17 protein-coding genes are annotated in these 23,912 nt (G+C 72.1%); 12 read left to right on the top strand and 5 right to left on the bottom strand.

The genetic code is table 11. The annotated features are described in order from the left end of the window. The first annotated feature begins 35 nt into the window (after nt 1-35). Nucleotides 36-5,084 carry a hypothetical protein gene (locus ACFRU2_RS17940; RefSeq protein ID WP_382972956.1) on the top strand — a complete coding sequence of 1,683 codons (5,049 nt, stop codon included), beginning with the start codon at nt 36-38 and terminating at the stop codon, nt 5,082-5,084. A gap of 301 nt (nt 5,085-5,385) precedes the next feature. Here ACFRU2_RS17940 and ACFRU2_RS17935 read toward each other — a convergent pair whose 3' ends face one another. Both ACFRU2_RS17935 and ACFRU2_RS17930 read right to left on the bottom strand, forming a co-directional pair. Next, complete coding sequence (locus ACFRU2_RS17935) at nt 5,386-5,556, bottom strand: hypothetical protein (RefSeq protein ID WP_382972954.1); 171 nt, start codon at nt 5,554-5,556, stop codon at nt 5,386-5,388. Nucleotides 5,557-6,352: 796 nt separating this feature from the next. Further along, a complete protein-coding gene (locus ACFRU2_RS17930) occupies nt 6,353-6,871 on the bottom strand; it encodes a MarR family winged helix-turn-helix transcriptional regulator (RefSeq protein ID WP_382972952.1) in 519 nt (172 codons plus the stop codon). A gap of 125 nt (nt 6,872-6,996) precedes the next feature. Between ACFRU2_RS17930 and ACFRU2_RS17925 the strand changes: the two genes are divergently transcribed. Further along, a complete protein-coding gene (locus ACFRU2_RS17925) occupies nt 6,997-8,127 on the top strand; it encodes an NADH:flavin oxidoreductase (protein ID WP_382972951.1) in 1,131 nt (376 codons plus the stop codon). Between the two features lie 4 nt (nt 8,128-8,131). Here the strand turns inward: ACFRU2_RS17925 and ACFRU2_RS17920 are convergent, their stop codons facing one another. After that, nucleotides 8,132-8,995: a class I SAM-dependent methyltransferase gene (locus ACFRU2_RS17920; RefSeq protein ID WP_382972949.1), complete on the bottom strand. Its 864-nt coding sequence runs from the start codon at nt 8,993-8,995 to the stop codon at nt 8,132-8,134. A 70-nt stretch (nt 8,996-9,065) separates the two neighbouring features. On the opposite strand from ACFRU2_RS17920, the gene ACFRU2_RS17915 reads away from it, so the two are divergent. The 3 genes from ACFRU2_RS17915 (at nt 9,066) to ACFRU2_RS17905 (ending at nt 11,763) form a co-directional block, all read left to right on the top strand. Then, entirely contained in the window at nt 9,066-9,707 is a 642-nt protein-coding gene (locus ACFRU2_RS17915) for a helix-turn-helix transcriptional regulator (protein WP_382972947.1), read from the top strand. Nucleotides 9,708-9,824: 117 nt separating this feature from the next. Further along, on the top strand, nt 9,825-11,201 hold the full coding sequence (locus tag ACFRU2_RS17910) for an FAD-binding oxidoreductase (protein ID WP_382972945.1): 1,377 nt from the start codon (nt 9,825-9,827) through the stop codon (nt 11,199-11,201). Between the two features lie 73 nt (nt 11,202-11,274). Beyond that, on the top strand, nt 11,275-11,763 hold the full coding sequence (locus ACFRU2_RS17905; protein WP_382972943.1) for a class I SAM-dependent methyltransferase: 489 nt from the start codon (nt 11,275-11,277) through the stop codon (nt 11,761-11,763). On the opposite strand, the gene ACFRU2_RS17900 is transcribed toward ACFRU2_RS17905, so the two are convergent. Then, nucleotides 11,679-12,098, bottom strand: coding sequence for a hypothetical protein (locus tag ACFRU2_RS17900; protein WP_382972941.1), 420 nt, complete (start codon nt 12,096-12,098; stop codon nt 11,679-11,681). The genes ACFRU2_RS17905 and ACFRU2_RS17900 overlap by 85 nt on opposite strands. Then, nucleotides 12,095-12,670, bottom strand: a complete 576-nt coding sequence (locus tag ACFRU2_RS17895) for an RNA polymerase sigma factor (protein WP_382972939.1) — start codon at nt 12,668-12,670, stop codon at nt 12,095-12,097. Before ACFRU2_RS17895 ends, ACFRU2_RS17900 begins: the two co-directional genes overlap by 4 nt. Before the next feature lie 354 nt (nt 12,671-13,024). On the opposite strand from ACFRU2_RS17895, the gene ACFRU2_RS17890 reads away from it, so the two are divergent. From ACFRU2_RS17890 to ACFRU2_RS17860, 7 genes are all read left to right on the top strand, one after another. Further along, nucleotides 13,025-13,411 carry a CU044_2847 family protein gene (locus tag ACFRU2_RS17890; RefSeq protein WP_250747931.1) on the top strand — a complete coding sequence of 129 codons (387 nt, stop codon included), beginning with the start codon at nt 13,025-13,027 and terminating at the stop codon, nt 13,409-13,411. Beyond that, the gene (locus ACFRU2_RS17885; protein ID WP_382972937.1) at nt 13,408-15,342 is read left to right on the top strand and encodes a trypsin-like peptidase domain-containing protein; all 1,935 of its coding nucleotides are present in this window, start codon (nt 13,408-13,410) and stop codon (nt 15,340-15,342) included. Before ACFRU2_RS17890 ends, ACFRU2_RS17885 begins: the two co-directional genes overlap by 4 nt. Before the next feature lie 47 nt (nt 15,343-15,389). Next, on the top strand, nt 15,390-16,430 hold the full coding sequence (locus ACFRU2_RS17880) for an AAA family ATPase (RefSeq protein WP_382972935.1): 1,041 nt from the start codon (nt 15,390-15,392) through the stop codon (nt 16,428-16,430). Between the two features lie 101 nt (nt 16,431-16,531). After that, the gene (gene fxsT / locus ACFRU2_RS17875) at nt 16,532-21,613 is read left to right on the top strand and encodes an FxSxx-COOH system tetratricopeptide repeat protein (protein WP_382972933.1); all 5,082 of its coding nucleotides are present in this window, start codon (nt 16,532-16,534) and stop codon (nt 21,611-21,613) included. Between the two features lie 52 nt (nt 21,614-21,665). After that, entirely contained in the window at nt 21,666-21,968 is a 303-nt protein-coding gene (locus ACFRU2_RS17870; protein ID WP_250747923.1) for a helix-turn-helix transcriptional regulator, read from the top strand. After that, nucleotides 21,965-22,357 carry a VOC family protein gene (locus ACFRU2_RS17865; protein ID WP_382972931.1) on the top strand — a complete coding sequence of 131 codons (393 nt, stop codon included), beginning with the start codon at nt 21,965-21,967 and terminating at the stop codon, nt 22,355-22,357. The genes ACFRU2_RS17870 and ACFRU2_RS17865 overlap by 4 nt, the downstream gene beginning before the upstream one ends. A gap of 94 nt (nt 22,358-22,451) precedes the next feature. Then, nucleotides 22,452-23,840 (top strand): hypothetical protein, encoded by a 1,389-nt coding sequence (locus ACFRU2_RS17860; RefSeq protein WP_382972929.1) that lies wholly within the window; start codon nt 22,452-22,454, stop codon nt 23,838-23,840. Nucleotides 23,841-23,912 lie beyond the last annotated feature (72 nt).

Genomic DNA, 23,912 nt, shown 5'->3' with positions numbered 1-23,912 from the left:
CGGGCCTGCCGGGGCGCGCCGATCAAGGAGGACACGTGAGCAGCACGGGGGCCGGAAAGCAGCCCAGCCGCAGAGACGAATCGCTGCGGTACGAGCTCCGAATGACCCTGCATGCACTCGCCTGTGTGCTACGTCGGCCGTCGGTCGATGCCGCCCAGGTGGAACACCTCCTGCGGAGCGTGATTGATCTCGGCGGCCGGGCCTTGCGCAAGGGGTCGCTTCCGGTCCGCCCGTTTGAATACCTGGGGGAGCGTCCTCCGATCAGCGCTGGGGCGCTGCTGGCTGGGTGCGTCGACCCCGGCACCAGCACGCTCGCCCCGCTCCTCGCCGAGCTGGATGCCGAACTGCTCACCGAACTCGACCAGCTCGTCACCCGGGCGGAGCAGGAACGGCTTCCGGCCGCCGCCACGTTCAAGCATCAGCCGACGGACCCTTCCGAGGTGCCGCTGCTCCTGGAGCCGGTCGACGACTGGTCGGTGGTTGCCCGTGCGACCGTACGGTTCGACATGGGGGAGGTGTCGGACCCGGAGCCGACGGACCGCGCGCTGCGGGTCAGCGGGACAGCGTTGCCGCCTGCCGAAGACTTCGAAGTGGAACGGGCGCTTGGCCTGGCCCGCAGGTTGGTTGCCGACATCGGAGGCCCGGGTCCGCTTGCGGTCCGCGCCACCGTCGACGTGCGGGGCGCCTTGAGTGCGTCCGCGGTCGCCCCGCACACTTGCGCCGTCGCCGTCGCGCTCACTTACCTGGCCCACCGGGGCGGGCTGCCCACCCCGGGGGAGCTCGGTGTTCTGCCCCTCGCGGGGTGCACCACGGACGGGGCCTGGAGCTGGCGCACCGGGGAGAGCCCGGCGCTGCCCGACCTGGCTGAGGACGCCCTCGACCTGCTGTGGCGCCACGAGGTTGGCTGGACGCTGCGCACCCCGTCCGGGACGAGTTCGGATCCCGATCCGACCCTGGCCGGCGCGGCCCGTCTCCTGTGGGGCGACCGGTGGGAGGAGACCAGCCGGGAGTGGGCCCAGGCGAGCCTCGACGCGCACAGGTGGACCCTGCTCCACGCCACCGGTAGGGCACCGTTCAAGGAAGCCGACGACTGGCTGTGCGGTGACCGCGCTCCGCTGGTCGAGTTGGACCAGGCGGCCTTTCTCGCCGGGCGCTTCGTGAAGTGGCCGACCTCGCGTGTCATCCAGTCGGGAAACCGGAACAGCGGCAAGACGGTGTGCGCCCGTCAGTTGGTCGGCGCGCTGGAAGACGGTGGCTGGCAGACCGTGGTCCTTTCGCCCGTGGACCGCCAACTGCCCGTCGATGACAGCCTGACTCACGTGGTTCGGGCCGCACTCGTCGCCGCACAGGTCACCGGTGGATGCCCCGTCCTGGTCGTTCTCGAGGACCTCCACGCGCTGACCGACGGCAACATCGGCGCGGCGCTCGAATCGCTGGGCGACCTCGAAGTCGGCGTACTGGCCCTGACCCGGTACGTGGACGGAGCGGCAAGCAACTGGGACAGCCACGGGGTGACCACGTACGTGACCCCGGTACCGCAGCACGAAGTCCCGGGGCTTGCCCGCCGACTGGTCGAAGCCCACCCCACCGTGTACCAGGCCATCGATGGTGACGCCGGCATCAGCGCGGTGGCGGAGGCCTGCCAGGGCGACCTGGGCGTGCTGACAGACCTGCTCCGTGAGGGCATCACCCCGGACGGGTCTGCGGGACCTGGGCAGGGTGAGGCGACGAACCCGGTGCGCCGACAGGTCGAGAGGGCCTGTGCCGACCTCGATGAGCCCGCCCGGGCGACGGTGTGCCAGCTCGCGGCGGTTTCCATGCTGGACGAGAGAGTGCCCGTCTCCTGGCTGGATCCGCTCTCGGAGCAGACCCGCTCGGCACTGGGCGTCGTCGAGGGCGGTGGCCTGGCCCGGATCCCCAGCGAAGTGCGAGCGAAGGCCGTGCTGGACTTCGCCGGTCCGCAGGGACGCGCTGAGCAGTCCGTCTGGCTGGAGCCGTACCTGCTCGCCATGGTGGGCGAGGGGGCGCACGAGCGGGTGCGGGCCCTGCTCACGAACTGTGCCGCGTACGCTCCTGGACGCTTCGCTGATCTGCTCGAGCTCGGGACGGTGCGGGAAGCGCTCACCTCGTGGGCCATCGTGGTCGACCCCCCGGTTGCGCTGCGGGTGCTCCGCCTGTGCGCGCGGCCCGGCGGCGAGTTGCTGTGGATCACGGCTGTCCTTCCTGCCGTCATCACACGCATCCGGGAGCTGCCCAACCTGACCGCACGGGAGTTGACGGCAGCGCTCCAGGCACTCTGGGACCATCAGAACCAGCTCACCGGCACCGAGGTGGCCGATCTGCTGGCCTGGCTGGGCACCCCAGGGGCGGGGCTGGACGCCGTCCTGGCCAGGCCTGCCTCGGTCACGGACCGCTGGCACCTCGTCCGGTCCTTGCTTCGGCTGTCCTCCAAGGCCACAACGCCGCTGGCGACGCTCTGCGAGTGGCTGGAACAGCGTGCGGACGCCCTGGTCCGTGGGGCTGACGCCCGGTACTACGGCGACCTCATCGCCGTTCGGCGGCTGGATGATCTGATCCACCGCAGGTCGCAGGAGGCACACGGGCCGGACAACAGGGAGGAATCGCGGCGCAACCGGCTGCGCCCGCTGGAGAAGCCCGCCCAGATGTTGCTCAACCAGTTTCCCTCACAGCAGACCTCATTGGGCGGACTGTTGGCTTGGATGTCGCTGCAGCTGCACTTCAATGGTCCGGATGCCTGGGAGAAACTGACCGCACGGTACGACAGGCAGATCATGAAAGCACTGAGGGGTGCGGACGCGATCCAGATCAGCAGCGCCTTCGCCGACCTCGAGCGCAACGACCGTGGCAGGGTCAACCAGTTGCTGAACCACCTACTGAAGAATCTGCAGCTCGGACCCGCGCTGGCGGCGGTGCTCAGGAAGTCGGCACCGGCCGAGGCGTCGATCCTGCTGTCCACGGTGCGCAACATCCACGGCGGCACCATCAAGAAGCTGCTATACCACCAGACCGCAAGCGGCAGCCAGGAAGCCGACCTCAAACTTGCCCAGGATCTGGCCCGGTCGATCGCGGACCTCAAGGACGGACGCGGCGCCGGAATGCTCCTCAGCAGTGTCAGCCGCGCGGACGACCTCTACTGCGACACGGCGGATCGCTTCGGCTACCGCTTGGCGTCCGAACTGGGGCCGGAATTCGCCAGGGCACTGATGAAGCGGGAACGGCGGCCCGCCGTCATCTACTACTTCCTGCGCGGGCTATGGGAGGCGGGCGCCGATTACCGCGCCGAGCTGGAGGACGAGGTGCTCCAGCTGGTGGTGTCCAGCATCGACGCCCAGCGCGGGGCGGCACGGCCCTGGGGGCCGCAGCTGGCGATGCTGCTCATCGACGACGACTACTTCGGCGAACGGTTTCACGCACAGCTCTCGGCGCGCATCGACACCCACACATTGGTCGACCGCATGCTCAACCCGAACCTCGACCCGCAGAGCATGGTGCACACCCACCGGCTGGCTCTCGCGCTCGCTCCCCGGGTGGCGGAGGATTACGCAAGACAAATCAAGGTCGACCGTGCGGTGCGCAGCCCGCTGCAGTGGCGCGCGGGCGACGTAGCCCAGAAGCTCGCTGTCATGGCGGATACCCTCCGTGCCGCCGGGTACCCCGATGCCTCCCGCGTGGTGTTGCACCACTTCAAGGCGCAGTACCCCGAGTGGGACTGGACCCGCAGCCTGCGAGCGCTACAGCGCATTGGACCGTTCACCACTGCGTTGAATCAGCTGCGCAAGGTCGACCCGGGTGAGGCGGCGAGCGTCGTCCACGGCCTCGGCCTGCCGGAGGCCGGCCAGGGGGTTTCGTATCTCAGGGATGCCGTGATCCGCAGTGTGGTCCATCCACCGCTTCTGGCGGATCTGTTGACCGTCGCCGAACGCTGCCTGCCCGGCGCAGGCAGAGCGGAGCTGGACTCCCTGTACAACGACAAATATGACCGCTGGCGGACCTTCACCGACATCCTCCGGTACGAACAGGACCCGATCACGCAGGGAACCATCGGCCGGCAGCTCGTGCGCCTCGGCGTGCTGTCGACCGGCGAATCGCAGAGCTGGATGCGGACACTGGTTTACCAGGTGTGGGCGCCGACCATGCACCTGCTGGCCAGCCCTAAGGCCCTTTTGGAGGTCCTGACGCTCGCCTACATCTGGGAACCGCAGTGGGGTGAGCAACTGGGCGAGAGGGTCGTGGCGAACAAGTTGTTCAAGAGGCTGGACCTGCGCATGCGGCAGGACCTTCGGACCCTGCCCGAACTCATGACAGTACTCTGCCTGACCGGCAGGAAGGACATCGTCGACAAGATCGTCGACGACCTCACCTCGATTGAGCCCGTAATCCTCGCAGAAACCCTCGGACTCGAATGCTCGGGACGCATGCTCAAGTCGCTGCGCCACGCGGACCGGTCGGTCGACTTCCTCGCCCCGGCCGTCGGGCAGCTCGTTGGCAGGACGTTGAAGCGCTCGCTGGTGGTCGATGGCGGGACGCACTGGACAACCCTGGGATGGACGGCGCAGGCGCTCGTAGAGTGCGGCCAGGAGCACCAACTGCCGGACGATGTACCGACGCTGGAGCCGAATATCGCGGCGTATCCGGCAGAGGTGGCCTGGGCCGCGGCGTGGTTGCCGCGCACCGACTGGGCCGCGGTGGCGGCCGAAGAAGCGCTGGCAGCCTTCGAACGGCTCGGTGTCACCCATTGGCACCCCCGGGAGAGCTGTATGGCACTCGTCGCATCGGCTCGGCTGGGCCTGCTGCCGGCCGATGAACCACTGGCCACCACCTGTATGACGGCGACGGAGGCTGGTGACTCGCTACTGACACTGCTGTGCCGCGAGGCGCTGCGCACGCCCGCCGTGGCCGCGCACCTCGGGACGCCCGAAGTGGCGAAGCGCATGAGGGAACGGGTGGCCGAACCCAGTCTCGCCACGTTCGTGGGTCGTCAGGAGCTTAAGTCGGCGGTGGAACGTCTGTGCCCGCTGCCCGAGGCACAGGCCCAGACGATGGAGAACAAACTCGGCCTGTGAGGGTGAGGGTGTGGGGGCAGGGGGACGACGTCGCGCTATCCTCCTGCTCCCGCACCTTGGCCCGGGTCGCGTGAGGCGAGTGGGGTCAGATCGCACCCCTCGACGGACTCGCCCCGTCCACCGAATCGAATGGGCGAACCCTGCTGTGGCAGCCCTCTTGGCCGGGAACCGGCGCCTGCGCGCTATCGCGACCGGCTGTGGAGCTCCAGTTTGCCGTCCTTGCTGAATGGAGGTTGGATGCCGCCTTGCGCAGAGAGCGTTGCACCCAGGCCGCACTGAGAGGTCGACCCCCTCAACGAGCTCACCCGGCTCCGTGCATCAGGAGGAAGCGCTGCTTCAGTTCCTCGTGGGACTGGGCGAACGCCCGTCCGTCCTGCGCCCCCTTGGCGCTCCGGGCAATGATGCGAGCGTGCGCTTCGTGCTCCCGGATCACTGCTTGCTGCTTGGCCGTCCAGCGGCGAAGCTCCGTCACAGCGGCTTTGGCCTTGGCTATCATGTCGTCGGCGTCGGCCTGGGCTGTCAGGTTCGGAAGCTCTCCATGGCGGCGATGTCGAGCATGAGGGCGACGGTCACGTCTAGGTAGCGCGCTTCGTTGGCTCGCGGCCGGTTGACCAGCTGACCGGACACCTCGCGCTTGGTGGCTCCGAAGTCGAGTCGTGACAGAAGCTCGCTGTGGTCGATCGTAGGGCCCCTTGTTCCAGAAGATGTGCGTCAGACCCTCCACAAGCGCCAGGTACGCACTCGGATTGACCGTCTTCCTGCGGTCGCTGTCCTCGTGCATCGGGCCTCCTCCTGCGCACATCACCACTCAGGGTCACCAACCGGTAGCCGTAGCGCGCAAGAAGCTGGTGAACAGCCCGTATGACGGAACTGGATCCTGTCGCAAGGCCCGCGATGCTGACCGATGCTTCACGTAGGGCCACGTAGATCCACTAGGCAGGCGTTCGCCTCACGGTGGTCAACGGGCCTGCCGCGGCAACGCCGCGCTTCCTGGAGGCTCTAGTGGCGCGTGGCGGGTGCTTAGCGGACGTGGTCGTGTCACCAATATGTCACAGGCCCTGGCCGGTGACGCGGAGTGCAAACCCCCCACCTGGACGTTTGTGGGGTTCCACGGACTAGGTGGACGGTACGGGCTGGGCGTCAGCTTTTGGGCGTCAAGGGGGCGCAGGTTCAAATCCTGTCGTCCCGACTTTGCTTCATGTAGGTCGGAGGTCGTCTTCTCGGAAATGAGAAAGCGGCCTTTCGTGCGTCCGGGGTCGTGGGCGGCCTTACGGCGCGGGAGTCGGCGGGTGGTATGCCGCGGGGGTGTCGTTTTCCTCCGGGCGCGGCCAGTGGCGGCCTTCGAGGGCCTCGGCGCTGCGGTTGAGGCGGACCAGGGCGTCCTCGAGCTGCCGTACTTCCTCGGGGGACCAGCCGGCGATCACCCGGGCCAGGCAGGACTGGTTTACGTCGCGGTCCTCGGCGAGCCGGCGCCCGCCCTCCTCCGTGATGCGCAGCTTGCGGGCCATGCCGCCGTCCGGGTCCGGGACGCGCTCGGCCAGTCCGCAGCGCAGCAGTGCGGCGGTCTGGCGGTTCACGGTCGAGGTGTCGAGTCCGAAGGCCTCCGACAACTGCCCGATGGACATGGGGCCTTGTGTGTCGATCCGGCTGAGCAGCACGTACGCCGACCGCTCCAGGCGCTCGGGGTCGCGCTCGCGCCGGGCCAGCACCTGGTGTCGCGAGAGGAGCATCAGCTCCCGCTCCAGTTTTTCCAGCACTGCGCCTCCCCGCTCCTTCGGACGTCCCATTGTCGCGGACCTGGGAACCGGGGGACCGGCGGCCCCGCATCCTGCAATATGCATGATACATAGCCTGTGTACTATGCACTTCTCGTCGCTATCCGACGAGCCACAGCTCAACCCGGAGGACCCGCATGACCGTGACCACGTCCACCGCCTCCCGCGCGGCCGAGATCCTTTCCCGGCCCGTCCAGCTGAACGGCCTGACCGTCCCCAACCGCATCGCGATGGCGCCGATGACGCGGCAGTTCTCCCCCGGCGGCGTGCCCGGCGAGGACGTGCTGGCGTACTACGCCAGCCGGGCCGCCGCGGGCGTGGGCCTGATCGTCACCGAGGGCACCTACGTCGGTCACGACTCCGCCGGGCAGAGCGACCGGGTGCCGCGGTTCCACGGCGAGGAGCAGCTGGCGGGGTGGGCGAAGGTCGCCGCGGCCGTGCACGAGTCGGGCGGCACGATCGTCCCCCAGCTGTGGCACATAGGCATGGTGCGCAAGCAGGGCGAGGCGCCGTACCCCGAGGCCCCCGCCGTGGGTCCCTCCGGCATCCGCGTCGACGGCACCGAGGGGACCGGCAAGGCGATGACCCGCGCCGACCTCGACGACGTCATCGGCGCGTTCGCCGACGCCGCGGCGGAGGCCGAGCGGATCGGCTTCGACGGTGTCGAACTGCACGGCGCCCACGGCTACCTGATCGACCAGTTCCTGTGGGAGCGGACCAACCGCCGCACCGACGCCTACGGCGGCGACGCGGTGGCCCGTACGAAGTTCGCCGAGGAGGTCGTGGCCGCGGTCCGCGAGCGCGTCGCCGCCGACTTCCCGGTGATCTTCCGCTACTCCCAGTGGAAGCAGGAGGCCTACGACGGGCGGCTCGCGCACACCCCGGAGGAGCTGGAGGCCATCCTGGCCCCGCTGGCGGCGGCGGGTGTCGACGCGTTCCACGCCTCCACCCGGCGCTACTGGCTCCCGGAGTTCGAGGGCTCGGACCTGAACCTCGCGGGCTGGACCAAGAAGCTCACCGGCCGGCCGACCATCACCGTGGGCTCGGTCGGCCTCGACGGCGACTTCCTCCGCGCCTTCGCCGGAGAAGGCGCGGCGCTCGGCGACATCGACAACCTCCTGGACCGCATGGAACGGGACGAGTTCGACATGGTCGCCGTCGGCCGGGCGCTGCTCCAGGACCCGCAGTGGGCGGCGAAGGTCCTCGGCAACCGCTTCGACGAGCTGAAGCCGTACGACGCGGCGGCGCTCAAGTCGCTCAGCCGGTAGTCGCTCAGCCGGTAGCCGGCGGCCGGATCGCTCGGATGATCCAGGCCGCCGAGGCGTAGCGGACGCCGTCGGTGGTTTCGTGGGCCGTAAGGGTGGCTCGCAGGTCGTCGACGGCGCGCCGCCGGCCCTCGTCGTCGAGTCCGTCGAGCATCCAGCCGAGCATGCCGAGGAGGAACCGCTCCGCGTCGGCGGAGTCCTCGCCGAACCACATCGTCTCGCTGTGGGGCTCCAGCCGGATGCCCGTGAAACCGGCGGCCTCGAGGACGGTCCGGACCCGCTCCGGGTCCGCGAGCGCGAACGGCCCGGGGGCGTCGGGTGCGGGCGTGGGCAGCGGGCGTCCGGCGGCCAGGGCCCGGGTGAACGAGAGGAACCACTCGTTGTCCGCCAAGGCCTGCCAGACCAGTTGGACGAGGCGTCCGCCGGGTCGCAGCGCGCCGGCGATGTTGCGGAAGGCGGCGACCGGGTCGGCGAAGAACATCGTCCCGCAGCGGCTGACGGCCACGTCGAACCCCGCGGAGGGGAAGGGGTGGACCTGGGCGTCGGCCTGGACGAAGTCGGCGTTGCGCAGTCCTTCGGCCGCCGCACGCTCCCGTGCCACCCGCAGCATCTCCGCCGACAGGTCCACGCCCAGGGCCCGGCCGCCGCTCGCCCGTCGCGCGGCCTCGCGGGTGGTCTCGCCGGTGCCGCAGCCGATGTCCAGCACCCGGTCGGCGGCGGAAATGCCGGCCGCGGCGAGCAGGTGCGGGTGGTTGGCGCGTATCGCCCGGTCGTACCGATCGGCGTGCTCCGCCCAGTACGCGCCCTCGTGACCGTCCCAGGCGCGGGCCTGTTCGGCGTTGGCGGGATCGACCCGAAGAGTGCTGATCATGACCATCACCGCCTATGCTGTCAAAATAGTCCCAAAGGGACTATTTCCGGAATACGCCTCGAGGCTGGCGATGTCAATGGGCCCGGCGCTCACCACCACGTCGTACGCGATCCTCGGCCTGCTCTCGGTCCGGCCCTGGAGCACCTACGAGCTCGCACAGCAGATGGACCGGAGCCTGGGCCGCATCTGGCCCCGGGCCCAGAGCAAGCTGTACGAGGAGCCGAAGAAGCTCGTCCGCCACGGCCTGGCCGAGGCGACGCGCGAAGCGGTCGGACGGCGGCCGCGCACCGTCTACAGCATCACCGCCGCGGGCCGGCGCGCACTGGCCGACTGGCTGCCCGAACCGAGCGCCGGGCCGGTCCTGGAGTCCGAACAGCTCCTGAAGGTGTTCTTCGCGGACTCCGGTACCAGCGCCGACACCTTGGCCACCCTCCGCGGTGCCCGGGTCTGGGCCGAAGAGCGCAACCAGGGCAACGCCGCGACCGCGCACGCCCATGTCGCCGGCGAGGCCCCGTTCCCGGAAAGGGCCGCCCACACGCTGCTCGTCGGCCGCTTCCTCACCGACTACTACCGGCTCGTCGCCGACTGGGCCGAGTGGGCCACCGCCATCGTCGAGCAGTGGCCCGACGATCCCGCGGACGCCGCCCCCGACCCCGAGGAGCTGGCCGAGGTCCTTCGGCGGGCGAGCTGGAGCACCACGGGCGGGGCCTGAGCGGTTCGGATTGCCGCTCCACCCATTCGGCGTAGCGTGAATTGAGGGCCTATCCACTGGCGGACAGCCCCGGGCTCGCCGGAGGTCACTCCGCCCCGGGCCGGGGCAAGAGGAGCGATGGCCATGGGCAACCTCACGTTGGACCAGCTGAGTCAACGGGTGCGCGGCACCGTCGTCACTCCGGGGGACGAGGACTACGACGAAGCCCGCACGGTCTACAACGCCATGATCGACAGACGGCCGGCCGTCGTCGTGCGCTGCGCCAACGCGGGCGACGTCATGGCGGCCGTCGACTTCGCCCGGGAGAACGGGCTCGACCTGGCGGTCAGGGGCGGCGGGCACAGCGTGCCCGGCTTCGGCACCTGCGACGACGGAGTGGTCGCCGACCTGTCCGCGATGCGCGGCGTCCGCGTCGACCCCGTACGGCGGACGGCACGTGCCGAGGGCGGCGCGACCTGGGGCGACTTCAACGCGGCCACCCACGCCTTCGGCCTGGCGACCACCGGCGGGATCATCTCCACCACCGGCGTCGGCGGCCTCACCCTGGGCGGCGGCATCGGCTACCTCGACCGCGGACTCGGCCTGAGCTGCGACAACCTGATCTCGGCCGATGTGGTGACGGCGGACGGACAGCTCGTCGTGGCGAGCGAGCAGGAGCACGAGGACCTCTTCTGGGCGCTGCGCGGCGGTGGTGGCAATTTCGGCGCGGTGACCTCCCTCGAATTCCGGCTCAGCCCCGTCAAGGACATCTACGGCGGGCCGATCCTCTACGAACTGGACAGCGCCGGCACCGTGCTGCGCGCCTTCCGGGACTTCATCGCCGACGCGCCGGAGCAGCTCGGCGGGTTCCCGGCCTTCCAGATCGCCCCGCCGCTGCCGTTCATCCCGGAGGACCGGCACGGCGACACCTTCATCCTGATCGTGTCCTGCTGGGCAGGCCCGACGGAGGAGGGCGAGCGCGCCCTCCAGCCCTTCCACGACTTCGCCCCGGTGGTCGCCGAGCACGTCGGCGTCATGCCGTACCCCGCGCTGAACAGCGCCTTCGACGCACTGGTGCCGCCCGGCCTCCAGCACTACTGGAAGGCCAACTTCGTGACGGAGCTGAGTGACGACGCGATCGAAGCGCACCTGGTGCACGGCCCCCGCGTGCCCGCCGTCAACTCGACCGTCCACATCTACCCGATCAACGGCGCCTGCCACCGCGTCGCCCCGGACGCAACGGCCTTCGCCTACCGGGACGCCTCCTTCGCCACCGTCATCGCGGGCATGTGGCCGGACCCCGCCGACAACGAGGCCAACACCGCCTGGGTCCGCGACTACTACGAGGCCACGGCCCCGCACTCGGAGGAGGGCGGCTACGTCAACTTCATGGCGGACGACGACCAGGAGCGCATCCGCGCCAACTACAAGGGCAACTACGACCGCTTGGTCCAGGTCAAGGGCACGTACGACCCCGGCAACCTCTTCCACCTGAACCAGAACATCAAGCCCTAGCGGAGCGGCGGGCGCCACGGTGTGGGGCGAAGGCGAAGCCTACGAGCCGTACATCGGGCGGTGGAGCCGGCCCGTGGCGGCGGAGTGCCTCCGGCGGCTGGACGTCGCGCCGGGCGGCGACTGGCGGGACATCGGCTGCGGCACGGGCGCCGTCACGCAGGCCGTCCTGGACGTGGCGGACCCCGAGCGGGTGGTGGGAGCCGACCCGTCGGACGGCTACGTCCGGTACGCCCGGCGGCACGTCACGGACGCCCGGGCCCGCTTCGTACGCGCCGACGCCATGGGCCTGCCGTTCCCGGACGGCCGGGCGTCGGCGGCGGTCAGCGGCCTGGTCCTCAACTTCGTCCCCGTCCCCGAGCGGGCCGTCGCCGAGACGGCCCGCATCGTGCGCCCCGGCGGCACGGTCGCCGCGTACCTCTGGGACTACACGGGGCCCCGTTCCTGGGCGGCCAAGGGCCCGCGCCGGCGTACCTCGCCTCACTGCCGCCGAAGCGGCACGATGCCCTGCGCGAGCGGCTGCGCGCTCGCGTTCCCGTCGAGGCCGACGGGTCGATCGCGCTGACCGCCCGCGCCTGGAACGGCCGGGGGAGGCGTCCGGCCCGCTGACGGGGTGAGGGTGCAGACGCCGTCCGTGCACCGGCGCTCCAGGCGGCCGCGCGAGATGGTCTGCGCAAGGCCGACCAGCCAGCACGTCGGGCAGCCCCGGAAGGCGACGAGGGCCAAGGGGGCCGCCAGCAGGGCGACCGGGCCGACGACGGGCACCAGGGCGATCGAGCCGACGATCAGCCCGAAACCGAGGGCGCCGCGCGCCAGATGGCGCGGGACGGACGCGCTGGCGAAGTCCGTCCCGGGCGTATTCATGGTGTGCATGGTGTTCGTGGTCTTCACGGTGTTCACCGTCGTGAGTCTCCTTCGACTACTGGGGGGTCGATCGCCGTCAAGGTGTCGCGCAGGGCTGCGCGCGCCCGGTGCAGCCGCGATTTCATCGCGGCGGTGCTCAGGCCGAGCGCGTCGGCGACGGCCTTGCCGGGCAGGCCCTGGACGTCCCGCAGGATCAGGACCTGGCGCTGGTCACGGGGAAGGGCGCTGACCGCGGCCGCGATCCGCTCCGCCTCCAGCCTGCGCAGCACGGCGTCCTCCGCGGACGGGTCCGCCGACTCCGGTGGGGCCGGTGCTTCGTCGCTCCGCGCGAGGAGCAGCCGTACCTGCCGCAGGCACTCGTTGCGCACGATCCGGAACATCCACGAGGCGAGCGCGCCGGTGGCCCGCAGGGTGCCGATCTTCCGGTAGAGGATGATCAGCGCCTCCTGCGCCGCGTCCTCCGCGTCCTGGGGCGAGGCGCAGAGCGAGAGGGCGAACCTGCGCACATGAGGCTGCGATTCCATGACGACGGTGGTGAGCGAGGTGACGTCGCCGTCCTGAGCGGCCTTGATCAGCCGCTCGTCCGGCCAGGGGAAACGTTGGTTCATGTGCTGCTCATTCCGGAAGGTGTCCTACGGCAGGGACTGCAGGGTCTGCAGGGTCTGCAGGGTCTGGTCAGGCTCGGCTCTTGTACCGCCGCAGCAGGTGCCAGCTGCACGCGCCCACGAGCAGGGCTCCGATCGCTACGAGACCGGTGATCATCATGGTTGTTCCTCCTGGCTCCGCCGGCCCGTTCGGCCGGTACGCGGACAAGAGGCGGGGACGCCCGAAAAGGATTCAGCAGAAGGTTCCGAGTCGCGTCATCTCCCTGCACGATCCGGACGTGAGCCTGCACAATGGCCTCCGGCAAGGTCAACAGGGCTCGGATGAGGCTCAGTTGTCCGGCGGCTGGGGGAGAGGTTATGGAACGTCAGATCCAGGAGATCGAACTGCCCAACGGGGAGACCGTACTGGCACGCGTCAGCGTGATGCGCCCCGAGGACGCTCCCCGCGGATCGGACGAGTTCGCGTACGACGACGTGGGCGCGTTCGACCACCTGACCGCCCGGGTGGATCAGCTGAACGAGCTGGTCAGCGGCATCGGTTCCGCCGTACTCGAATCCGCGCGGGCCGCCCGCCCCGATGAGGTCAGCGCCACCTTCGGGATCGAGCTGGCGGTGAAGCCGGGCAAGGCCGTCGCCATGCTGGCGGACGGCGAGGCCAAGGCCGCGATCTCGGTCACCCTCACCTGGAGCCGCCGAGAAGCCGAAGGCAGGGTGGGCCCGGGCCCGGACGACGCAAGCGGATGACGGCGGCGAAACTCGAGGAGCTCACACGCCGCGCCACGGTGCGGATCGGGCCCCAAGGGGACCCGGACAAGCTCTGGGGCACCGGGTTCTTCGTCGCACCCGGCTGGGTGCTCAGCTGCGCCCACGTGATTCCCGGAGTGGAGCAGCCGGAGGCGGTGGGCACCTTCCTGGTGCACGGACGGCACGGCAGTACTCCGGCCCGGCTCGGGTACTGGCTGGGCGGGGGGTTCGACCCCGAACAGGACCTCGTGCTGATCCGGCTGGCGGACGACTCGCTCCGGCACGCGTGCGTACGGCTCGGCGACCGGAGCGACGCACCCTCGCGGGTGACGGTCTACGGGTGGCGCGCGGCCGAGGGCTGCAAGCCCCAGACATGGAGCGGGCACTGCGTCGTCAACGGCAGCGACGGATCGAGCGGGCTCACCCTCGGCCCCGAGACCGAGATCCCCCACGGGGCCTCGGGCGGCCCGGTGCTGGACCGGGACCGCGGCGTCGTCCTCGGTGTGGTCAAGGCGCGCAGGCGCGGCAAGGACGGCGGGCTGGCCATCGCCGCCACGGCGCTGCGCGGGTTCGCGCGGGCGGTGCCCGTCGGCGGCGAGCAGGGGCTGGGGCGCGAACCGTACCGGGAGCTCATCCGCGCCCACGACCAGTGGCACCACCGCATGCGGGAGGAGCCCGGCTCGGCCGCGAAGTCCTGGGTGGCCGCGCAGGAAGGGCTCGTCCCCTCGGGCGAGCGGGTCTGGACCCCGAGGGACAGCGCCGCCGCGTCCGCCCTGCTGGCCGAACTGCCTCCGCCCGTCTCCACGCGGGAACTCGAATCGCTCATCGAAGTGGCGGTGGGCGAGGAGCCCCTGTGGCCGGGGGCGGTCGCGGCGCGCGACTGGCGCGACGGACACGGCTGGCTCTACGAGACGGCCGACGGCGACGACATCGCCTTCCTGCACTACCTCCTGCTCGTGGCCAGGACCTGCGCCGCGGAACGGCCCGGGCCGGCCGCCGAACTGGAGCGCTGGGTGCAGCAGCGCGCCGGACAACTGCCCGTCTACTACCGGGCGCTGCTGAAGACGCCCAGGATCGCCGCCTGGGTCGCCGCGCGGGCCGCCGGGGCGGAGACGGGCGGCCCGGTGGTCGCGGTCGAGCTCCGGCCGGACGCCTACCGGCCGCAAGACCGTTTCCACTGGCGGATCTGGACCTGGGCCGAGGAAGCGGGCTGCTTCCGCGCCTGGGACGAGGGGGACGAGCCGGAGGGTGCCTCGCTCGCCGAACTTCCGTACCTCCTGAGCGAACCACTGCACGAGATCTTCGGCCGGACCGACACCGAGGACGGGCCCGCACGGCTCGAATTCGTGCTGCCCGTCGAGTGCTTCGACGAGAACGTGCACCTGTGGCGCTCCCGGCTCGTCGCGCGGAGCATGCGGCCCGACCCCGCCGACCGGCCCTTCGGCGTCCACCGGCAAGTGGTGCTGCGCCCGCTGGAAAGGGAGACGACCCCCCGGGAGCTGCACAGGGAACGCTGGCTGGGCGTGGCCGAGGGGGCCCTGGAAACGCTGCCCCTCAGATGGCCCGGAGCGGGGAGCGAGGCGCTGGAGGCAGCGCCGGCCGGCGCCGTACCGCTGGTGTGCAGAACGGCGGGGGACGGGGCGGAGCCGCTGCGCGAGGTGATCAGAGCGGGGTACGCCGTCGCGCTGTGGCATCGGGGCGACCCGCACCAGGCGGGCTGCGGCACGCCCTGCGGGGACCTGGAGGACCGGGTGGCACGGCTGCTGCGCCGGGCCCGTCGGGCCGGCGCACTGCCCGAGGAACTGCGGATGCTGCGCGAGCGCATCAGCAGGGCCGACGCCGATGCGGACTGGGCCGAACCGCTGGCCCTCCTCTACGACGACCCGGACCGTCCGCTCCCCGAGCCGGCAGGCCTGCTGAACTCGCCCTGAACCGCCGGCCGCCGGCCCCGCCGCGATCGCTACCCGAGGAGTACGTCATGACCACCCCCGACTGGTTCGTCTTCCGGGGCACCGGCGAACCGCACGACGGCGTCGACCGCCTGCCGGATCCGCCCCCCTGGCGCGACTTCGACGGTTCCCCGGTGGTCTCCGGGCCCCCGTCCCTGGGCGCGGAGTCGACCCGGCGGCTCGGCTCCGACGCGGCCATGGGATCCGCGGGCCTCGCCTGGCGCCCGGCCGAACTGGAGATGATCAACGCCGCCCTGTACCTGCGGCGCCCGCTGCTCGTGACGGGGGAGCCGGGCTCGGGGAAGTCGACGCTCGCGCACGCCCTCGCCCACGAACTGGGGCTCGGCCGCGTCCTGCACTGGCCGGTCGTCAGCCGTACGACGCTGCGCGAGGGGCTGTACTCGTACGACGCCATCGCCCGGCTCCAGGACATGCAGCTGGCCCGCGAGGGAGGCGAGGACCACACGCGGGACATCGGCCGCTACCTCCGCCTCGGCCCGCTCGGCACCGCGCTGCTGCCGTACGAGAAACCCCGCGTGCTCCTCGTCGACGAACTCGACAAGAGCGACATCGACCTGCCCAACGACCTGCTGAACGCACTGGAGGAAGGGGAGTTCACCATCCCCGAACTCCAGCGCCTCCAGGCGGTCCAGGAGGCCGTCGAGGTCGACACCGACGACGACACCCGGGCCGAGGTCACGAAGGGCAAGATCCGCTGCCGGGCCTTCCCCGTGGTCGTGATGACCAGCAACGGCGAACGGGACTTCCCCGTCCCGCTGCTGCGCCGCTGCCTCCGCCTGGAACTGTCGTCGCCCAAGGACGACGAATGGGGCACCGGCCGCCTCCGGTCCATGGTCCGCGCCCACTTCGGCGAAGACGACGCCGAAACCAACGACGCCCTGATCCGGCAGTTCCTCACGAGCAGGCCCGGCGCCCTGCGCACGGCGGACCAACTCCTCAACGCCATCTACCTGACGCAGGAGACGGTGCCCGGCAACGAGTCCGACCGGCAGCGGCTGGCCGAGCTGCTGATGCGCCCCCTCGACCACGGTGAACCCGGGCCGAGCTGATGGCCCCCCAGTCCCCTGGATCCCCTGGGTCCCCCAATTCCGCTGAGCCCCACGAGTCCCCTGAGCCTCGCGAGTCCCGACGCGCTCCGCTGCCGGAGCTGGTGCGCAGGCTGCTGTCCGCGGGCGCGGAACCGACGGCCCGCGAGCTCGCCGAAGCGCTCTGGCTGGCCCGGCACGTGGATCCGGCCGCACCCGCGCTCCCCGCACCGGCCGAGCCGCCCGTCGCCGGTGCGCCGGCCGGGGACGCGCGGGGCCCGGCCGGGGACGCACGGGACCCCGCCGGGGACGCGCCGGGCCAGGTCGGCGGCGCCGCCGAGAGGGGCGGCCCCGCGGTCACCGGCGGTACGGCCGGACCGCGGGAGCGCACCCGGCTGTACGCGGACCACCCCCGCCACCGCGGCCGGGGCGCAGGTACCGCCGGCGGACTCGAACGGGTCCGGGTCCCCCTGGCCACCGCCCTGCCGCAGCCCCTGGCGCTGGTGCGCGCCCTGCGCCCGCTCCAGCGCTACCGGGCACCCGTGCGCCCGGTGGAGGACCGGCTCGACGAACAGGCCACCGCGGAACGGGCGGCGCTGACGGGCCTGTTGCTGCCCGTCAGCCGCCCCTCCACCCGGCGCGAGGCCCGGATCCGTCTCGTCCTGGACGTGTCCACCTCGACCCCGGTGTGGCAGCGGACCCTGGGGGAACTGAGCGAGATCCTCGCCGGGACCGGAGCGTTCCGCGAGATCCTGGTCCACCACGTGCGCGAGGCCGGGGACGGACGGCTGCTGATCGGTCCCGCCCGGGACGGGAGCCGCCCGTTCTGGGGAGCGGAGCAGCTGAGGGATCCCTCCGGCCGGCAGCTGACGCTGGTGCTCAGCGACTGCGCCGGCCCGCTGTGGCGTGCGGGACGGATGCAGCGGCTGCTCCACCGCTGGAGCGCGGTGGCGCCCGTCGCCCTGGTCCAGCCGCTGCCCCAGCGCATGTGGCGGCGCACCCATCTGCCGGCGCTGCCGGGAACACTGAGGCGTCCCGAGGGGCTGGTGAGCCGGCTCGCGTTCATCCCGCTCGAAGGCGGTACCGCGGCAGGTCCGGTCCCCGTGCCCGTGCTCGCGCCGACCGGCGCGGGGCTGGGAGCGTGGGCACGCCTCCTGTCGACGTCGACCGGCCTCGCGCTGCCGGCCGCGGCGGGCTGGGTGGGCCCGGACTACCCGCCGGCCCTCCCCGTCGGCACGGACCGTACGCCGCCCCCCGCCGAGCTGATCGGGTCGTTCCGCCGGACCGCCTCGCGCCCCGCCCTGCAACTGGCCGTGGCACTCTCGGCCGTCCCCCTCAGCCTCCCCGTGATGCAGCTGGTGCAGCGCAGCACGGCCCCCGGGACGGGACCGTCCGTCCTCGCGGAGGTCCTGCTCGGCGGGCTCCTGCGGCGGGCCGAGCCCGAGGGCTGGTACGAGTTCGTGCCCGACGTGCGCGAGGCGCTGCTGCGGGCGCTGCCCCTGGGCGAAGCCCTCCTCGTGCTCAGGTGCTGCGGGGAGTACGTGGAACGCCACTTCGGGCGGCGCGCCCACAACTTTCCTGCCCTCGCCCGCGCCTACCTCACCGGCGAGGAGCAGCCCGACGAGGGCGGCGAGCTGCTCGCCCCGGAGGCCTTCGCCGAGGTCTCCGCGCTGGTGGCCCGCCGCTACGCGCGGGCCGTTCCCGGCCGGGAGGAGGCCCGGACGGCGGAAGCGCAGGAGCGGGCGCGGGCGGTGAGACAGGCCCGGGCCGAGGAGCGGGAGCGGGCCGACGCCCGGGTGCGGGCCGAGCAGCCGGCGCGGGCCGAGGAGCTGGCGCGGGCCGTGGAACAGGCTCTGGCGCAAGAGCGGGCGCGGGCCGTGGAGCAGGCTCTGGCCGAGGAGCGGGCGCGGGCCGAGGAACGCGGGCGGCTCGAGGAGCGGGTACTACGGGCCGAGGAGCGGGCGCTGGCCGTGGAGCAGGCTCTGGCGCAGGAGCGGGCGCGGGCCGTGGAGCAGGCTCTGGCCGAGGAGCGGGCTCTGGCCGAGGAGCGGGCGCGGGCCGAGGAACGCCTGCGGATCGAAGAGCAGGTACGGGCCGAAGAGCGGGCTCGGGCGGCGGACCTGGCTTTGGCCCAGGACCAGGCTCGGGCCTTGGACCAGGCCCGGGCTGCGGACCAGGCCCGGGCTGCGGACCGGGCCCGGGCTGCAGACCGGTCGCGGCCCCCGGAACGGGCGCACGCCGACGAGGGCAGCAGCACCCGGAACATCCGCATCGTCTACAGCGGATCCAACAGGCCGTGGGCGGTCTGGCTGGCCCACCGGCTGGAGGCCCGCGGACCGAGTACCACGCTGAGGCGCTGGGAGCCGGCTCCCGGGCAGCCGCTGGAGGACGAGCTGCGCCTGCTGTTGCCGGGCCGGGGCTCGGTGCTGATGGTGCTCAGCGCACGCTTCTTCGCCACGGGCGACCGGAGCGACCGGGAGTGGAACACCGCGTGGAGCAGTCTCGCCCCGTCGGAGCTGGAGCGGTTCACCGCGGTCGCCCTGACCGATGCGAGGCTGCCCACGGCGCCGCTGGACCCCGTGTCCCTGTGGGGTCTGGACGCGTACGAGGCGGAGTACCGGGTGCTGCGCCACCTGGACCTGCCCACCGACCGGATCGGCACCGAGACCGGCCGGCGCGGCCCCCGCTTCCCGAACGACCCGCCCGAGATCTGGGGCCGGGTCCCGCGCCGCAACACCCGCTTCACCGGTCGCGACGACCTCATGGCCCGCCTGCACGCGACCCTGTCCGAAGCCCCGCGCAGTGCCTCCGCCGTCACGCTCCTCGGGCTCTCCGGTATCGGCAAGACCCAGATCGCCGTGGAGTACGCCCACCGCTTCGCCGCCGAGTACGACGTGGTGTGGTGGGTCCCCGCCGAGGACCGGGCCACCACGCGCGGAGGTCTCGCCGAACTGGCCCCCGCCCTTGGCCTGACGCGCGGCGCGGGCAGCTACGGGGAGCAGATCCGGGCCGTGCTCGAAGCGCTGAGGCGCGGAACTCCCCACGACCGGTGGCTGATCGTCTTCGACGGCTGCGACAACCCGGACGACCTCACCGACCTGCTGCCCTCCGGTCCCGGGGACGTCCTCATCACCTCCCGCAACCGCGAGTGGGGCTCCCGGCACACCAGCCTCGTCGAAGTCCCGCTCTACGACCGCTCCGAGTCCGTCGCCTTCGTCCGACGCCGGGCGGTGCGCCTCACCGCTGCCGAGGCCGACCGGCTCGCCGAGGCCCTGGGGGACTACCCGCTCGCGCTCGACCAGGCCGCCGGCTGGCTCGCCGACTCCTCGCTCGACGTGCGGGAGTACGTCGCCCTGCTGGAGGGCGTGGACTCCCGCGAGCCGCTCACCCTCTCGGAGGACTACCCGCTGCCCTTCCAGACCGCGCTGGCCATCCTCCTCAACAACATCCGGGTCAACTTTCCCGACGCCCTCACCCTGCTGCGGCTGTTCGTCTTCTTCGCCCCCGGCCCGGTCCCGCTGTGGCTGCTGCGCGATTTCCCCGCAAGGGAGGTGCCGGAACGGGTAGCCGGGATGCTCGGCGACCCCGTCCGGTGGAACGAGGCCCTCAACAAGCTGGTCCAGTTCTCCGTCGTACACCTGGAGCACTCGGACGGGTCTGTGGGGGAAGGCAGCGGCGGGACGGGCACCGCACAGATCCAGCGCACGGTGCACCGTGTCGTCCGCGAGAACCTCTCCGGGGAGGAGGCCGAACCGCTGGCCCGCGCCGTTCAGCGAGTGCTCGTCGAGGCCGCCCCCGGCCGGCCCACCGACGCGCGGCTCTGGCCCCGGTACGCCGAACTCGTCCCGCACCTGGGACCCTCCGGCGCCCTCACGAGCAGCGACCCGAGCACCCGGACCTTCCTCCTGGACTGCGTGCGCTACCTGGTACTCGCCGGCGAGTACCCCACCTGCCTGCGCTTGTGCGAGGACATCGGCCGCTCCTGGCGGGCCGTACTCGGCGCGGACCACCCCACCCTGCGCGAGCTCGCCTCCCTGCACATCACGGTGCTGCGCCTCCTCGGCCGACTGGGCCAGGCCGAGGAGGCATTCCGCGAGCTCCTCCCCGGCGCCGGGCCGGGACGCGGCCGCAGTCGGCAGGACCTGCGGGAGGAGCGCGCTCGCGGTCTGCTCCTGCTCGCCCTCGGCCGGTACGAGGAGGCCCGCGAGTGGATCGAGCCGCTGGTGGACGCCACGCGGGAGCTGCTCGGCCGGGACGACTCCACCACTTTGCAGGCCCGGCACGATCTGGCCGCCGCCTACCGGCTGCTGGGCCGCTACCAAGAGGCCCACGACCTCGACCAGGAGACCCTGCACCGCCGCGAGCGCATGCTGCGGGCCCGGCACCCCTCCACCCTCTCCTCCGTCCTCGCCCACGCCGTGGACCTGCGGTTGCTGGGGCACTACCGGGAGGCGCGCGCCCGGCAGGAACAGGGCGTCAGACGCGTCAGGCAGATGCTGGGCCCCTCCCACCCGCTGGCCCTGAGCTCCGAGCACAACCTCGCGATGTGCCTGCGCGGTGACGGAGACCTCCCCGGCGCGGGTCAGTTGCTGCGGACCGTGTGGGAGCGAGCTGCGCGCCTCTTCGGAGCCGACTCCCCGGGGGCGCTGGCGGTGGCCTGCGACCACGCCGCGTACCTCCGTGAGCACGGGGACATCGACGAGGCGCGCGGGCTGTCCGAGGACGTGCTCCGCGCGTACGAGAGGCAGCTGGGCCGGGCCCATCCGTACGCCATCGGCGCGATGGGCAACCTCGCCCTGGTCCTGCGGGCACAGGGCGAGCGCGAGGAAGCGCTGTCGCTGGCGGAGCAGGGGCTGGCCGGAATGCGGGGCGCGCTCGGCACGCGGCACCCGTGGACGCTGGGCTGCGCCTTGAACGTCACCGGGCACCGCCAGGTCAGGGGGCACGTGGAGGAGGCGCTCTCCCTGAGCCGGGAGACCCTGCGGGTCGCGGAACAGACGTTCGGTCCGACGCACCCCATGACGTTCGCCGCGCAGATCGCTCTTGCCGCGGACCTCCGCGTCGTACGCGCGCGCGAGGAGGCGGACAAGTACGAGGACGCGGGGATCAGGGGGCTCGCGAGCACCTTGGGTGTCCAGCACGTCCAGACCGTCGCGGCGAGACAGCGGAGCCGCCCGTACTGGGACTTTGCGCCTATTCCGGACTGACGGCGGCTTCTCCGGTTGATAGGCAAGTGGTTGCTTGCCTATCCTGGTGGACGTGGCCGACGAACTCTTCAGAGCCTTGGCCGACCCGACCCGCCGCACCATCCTCGACGAGCTCGCGGAGAAGTCCGGGCAGACGCTGTTCGAGATCTGCTCGCGGCTGACGATGAAGCACCGGCTGGGCATCTCGCGCCAGGGCGTCTCCCAGCACCTCGCCGTGCTGGAGGCCGCCGGACTCGTCGAGACCAGGCGGGAGGGCCGGTACAAGTTCCACGACCTGAACACGGCCCCGCTACGGCAGATCGCCGAGCGGTGGCGCATGCCCGACCCGCCCGGACCGGAAGAGAGCACCCCATGAAGATCCACCTGACCAGCATCTTCGTCGACGACCAGGCCAAGGCCCTGCACTTCTACACCGAGATCCTCGGATTCGTGAAGAAGCACGACGTCCCGCTGGGCGGCGAGCACCGGTGGCTGACCGTGGTCTCGCCCGCCGAGCCCGGCGGCACCGAACTCCTCCTGGAGCCCGCCGCCCACCCGGCCGCCAAGACCTACCGGGACGCCCTCGTCGAGGACGGCATCCCGCTCGCCCAGTTCGCCGTCGACGACGTCACGGCGGAGTACGAGCGCCTGCGCGCCCTCGGCGTCCGCTTCACCCAGGAACCGCTGGAGATGGGCCCCGTCACCACCGCCGTCCTCGACGACACCTGCGGCAACCTGATCCAACTCGCCACCGAGCCGAAGTAGCCGACCGCGCCGGGCAGGGGCCACGCCGGGGGACCTTGGCATCGGCAACGCGGAAGCGGCGCGCGCCCCTCGCTTCGAGGAACTGGCCGGCACCTTGATCCGGATCATGCACGGTGCGGTCGTGGTCGCCCACCACCTCGACTTCGAATCGAAGTTCCTGGCCGCCGAGTTCCGCCGCGCCGGCATCGAGCCGCCGGAAGCGGCCGGCCTGTGCACGCTCAAGGAGTACCGGGCGCACACGGAGATGATCGGCTACAAGCTCGGCGGGATCGTGAAGAGCCTCTCGGGCTCCTGGCCCCTGTCCTCACACGCGGCTCTGGAGGACGCCCGGCACACCGCCCGGATCCTGACGACCCTGATCGGCACGGCGCCCGTCCCCCTCACCCTGACCGGCGGTCCCGCAGCCGGAGTGCAGCCGGCGGCGGTGCCGGATTCCGTACGGGTCCGTCCGCGCGCCTGCGGGCTGCGCCGGGGTGAGGACGGCTGGCTGGCGCACCTCCACCGGGCCCTTCCGATGAGGACCCGCACGTCCCCCGACCCGGCCGGGGCCGCCGCGTACTCCGCTGCCCTGTCCGAGGTCGCGGCCACCGGCAAGGTGCTCGGACGGGACGCCTCGGAGCTCGCCGAGCTCGCCTCGGCCGCGGGCCACGGCCAGGAGAGCCTGCGCGCCGCGCACGTGGAGGTCTGGGAGGCCCGCCACACCATGGCGGGGGAGCGGCCGTCGGCCCGGGAACTCCGCTTGCTGGCCGTGCTCGCCGAGCTCCTGGCCGTTCCCGAGCTCGCCGAGCGGCTGCCCGTGACGGGCACGGAGCTGAAGGGCGTACGCGTCGTGCCCCTGGGTGCGGACCCGCGGACGCGGGCCGTGGCCGAACTCGCCGAACGGCACGGTGCGGTGCTGGGTGTGCGCCCCTCCAAGACCACCCGGATGGTGATCGTCCCGGCCGGAACGCCCGCCCCGGCCTCCTTGCCGCACGCGGACATCGCCGTTCTCGCGCCCGCCGAAGCGGAGGCTGCGCTCCGCGATCTGATCAGCCGCAACGCGACCCCGCCCGCGGTGCCCCGCCCGCCCCGCCTGCCCGTCGCCTCCCTGGTGATTCCGGGAGCCGACGTGTCGGCTGTGTGGCGGCGTGGCCGGGTCCCGGCCGCCCGGCACGAAGCCACCGGCACGGCCCGGCACGCCGAGGCCGGCGCAGCCCGGCACACCGAGCCACCGGCAGCCCGGCCCGCCGAACCCCGTGCAGCCCAGGACGATGAGACCCGTGCAGCCCCGAGCGAGGAGCCCCTCGCTCCCCGGCCCGCCGAGGCCCCGGAAGTCCCGGGGGCCGACAGCGCCCGCGACGCCGTGACCCGGAAGGCGGCGGTCATGCTGGCCCGCGGGTTCGCGAAGCGCGAGGTCTCGAAGTCCCTGCGCGCGGAAGGGCTCGGCTACTTCGCCCGGGCGGGGGTCATCGCGCGTGCCCGTCGGCTCGCCGCCGGGTTCTAGGGGGTGTCTTGCCGATCGGGCCGGATCAGGGCGCGGTGCCAGACGCCGCGAGCCCGGCCTGATCGGCAAGAC

The organism is Streptomyces sp. NPDC056883 (assembly GCF_042788835.1).
Classification (GTDB): Bacteria; Actinomycetota; Actinomycetes; order Streptomycetales; family Streptomycetaceae; genus Streptomyces; species Streptomyces stoeckheimensis.
The sequence above is the reverse complement of the archived record's forward strand: the minus strand, read 5'-3'. Positions and strand labels throughout refer to the sequence as shown.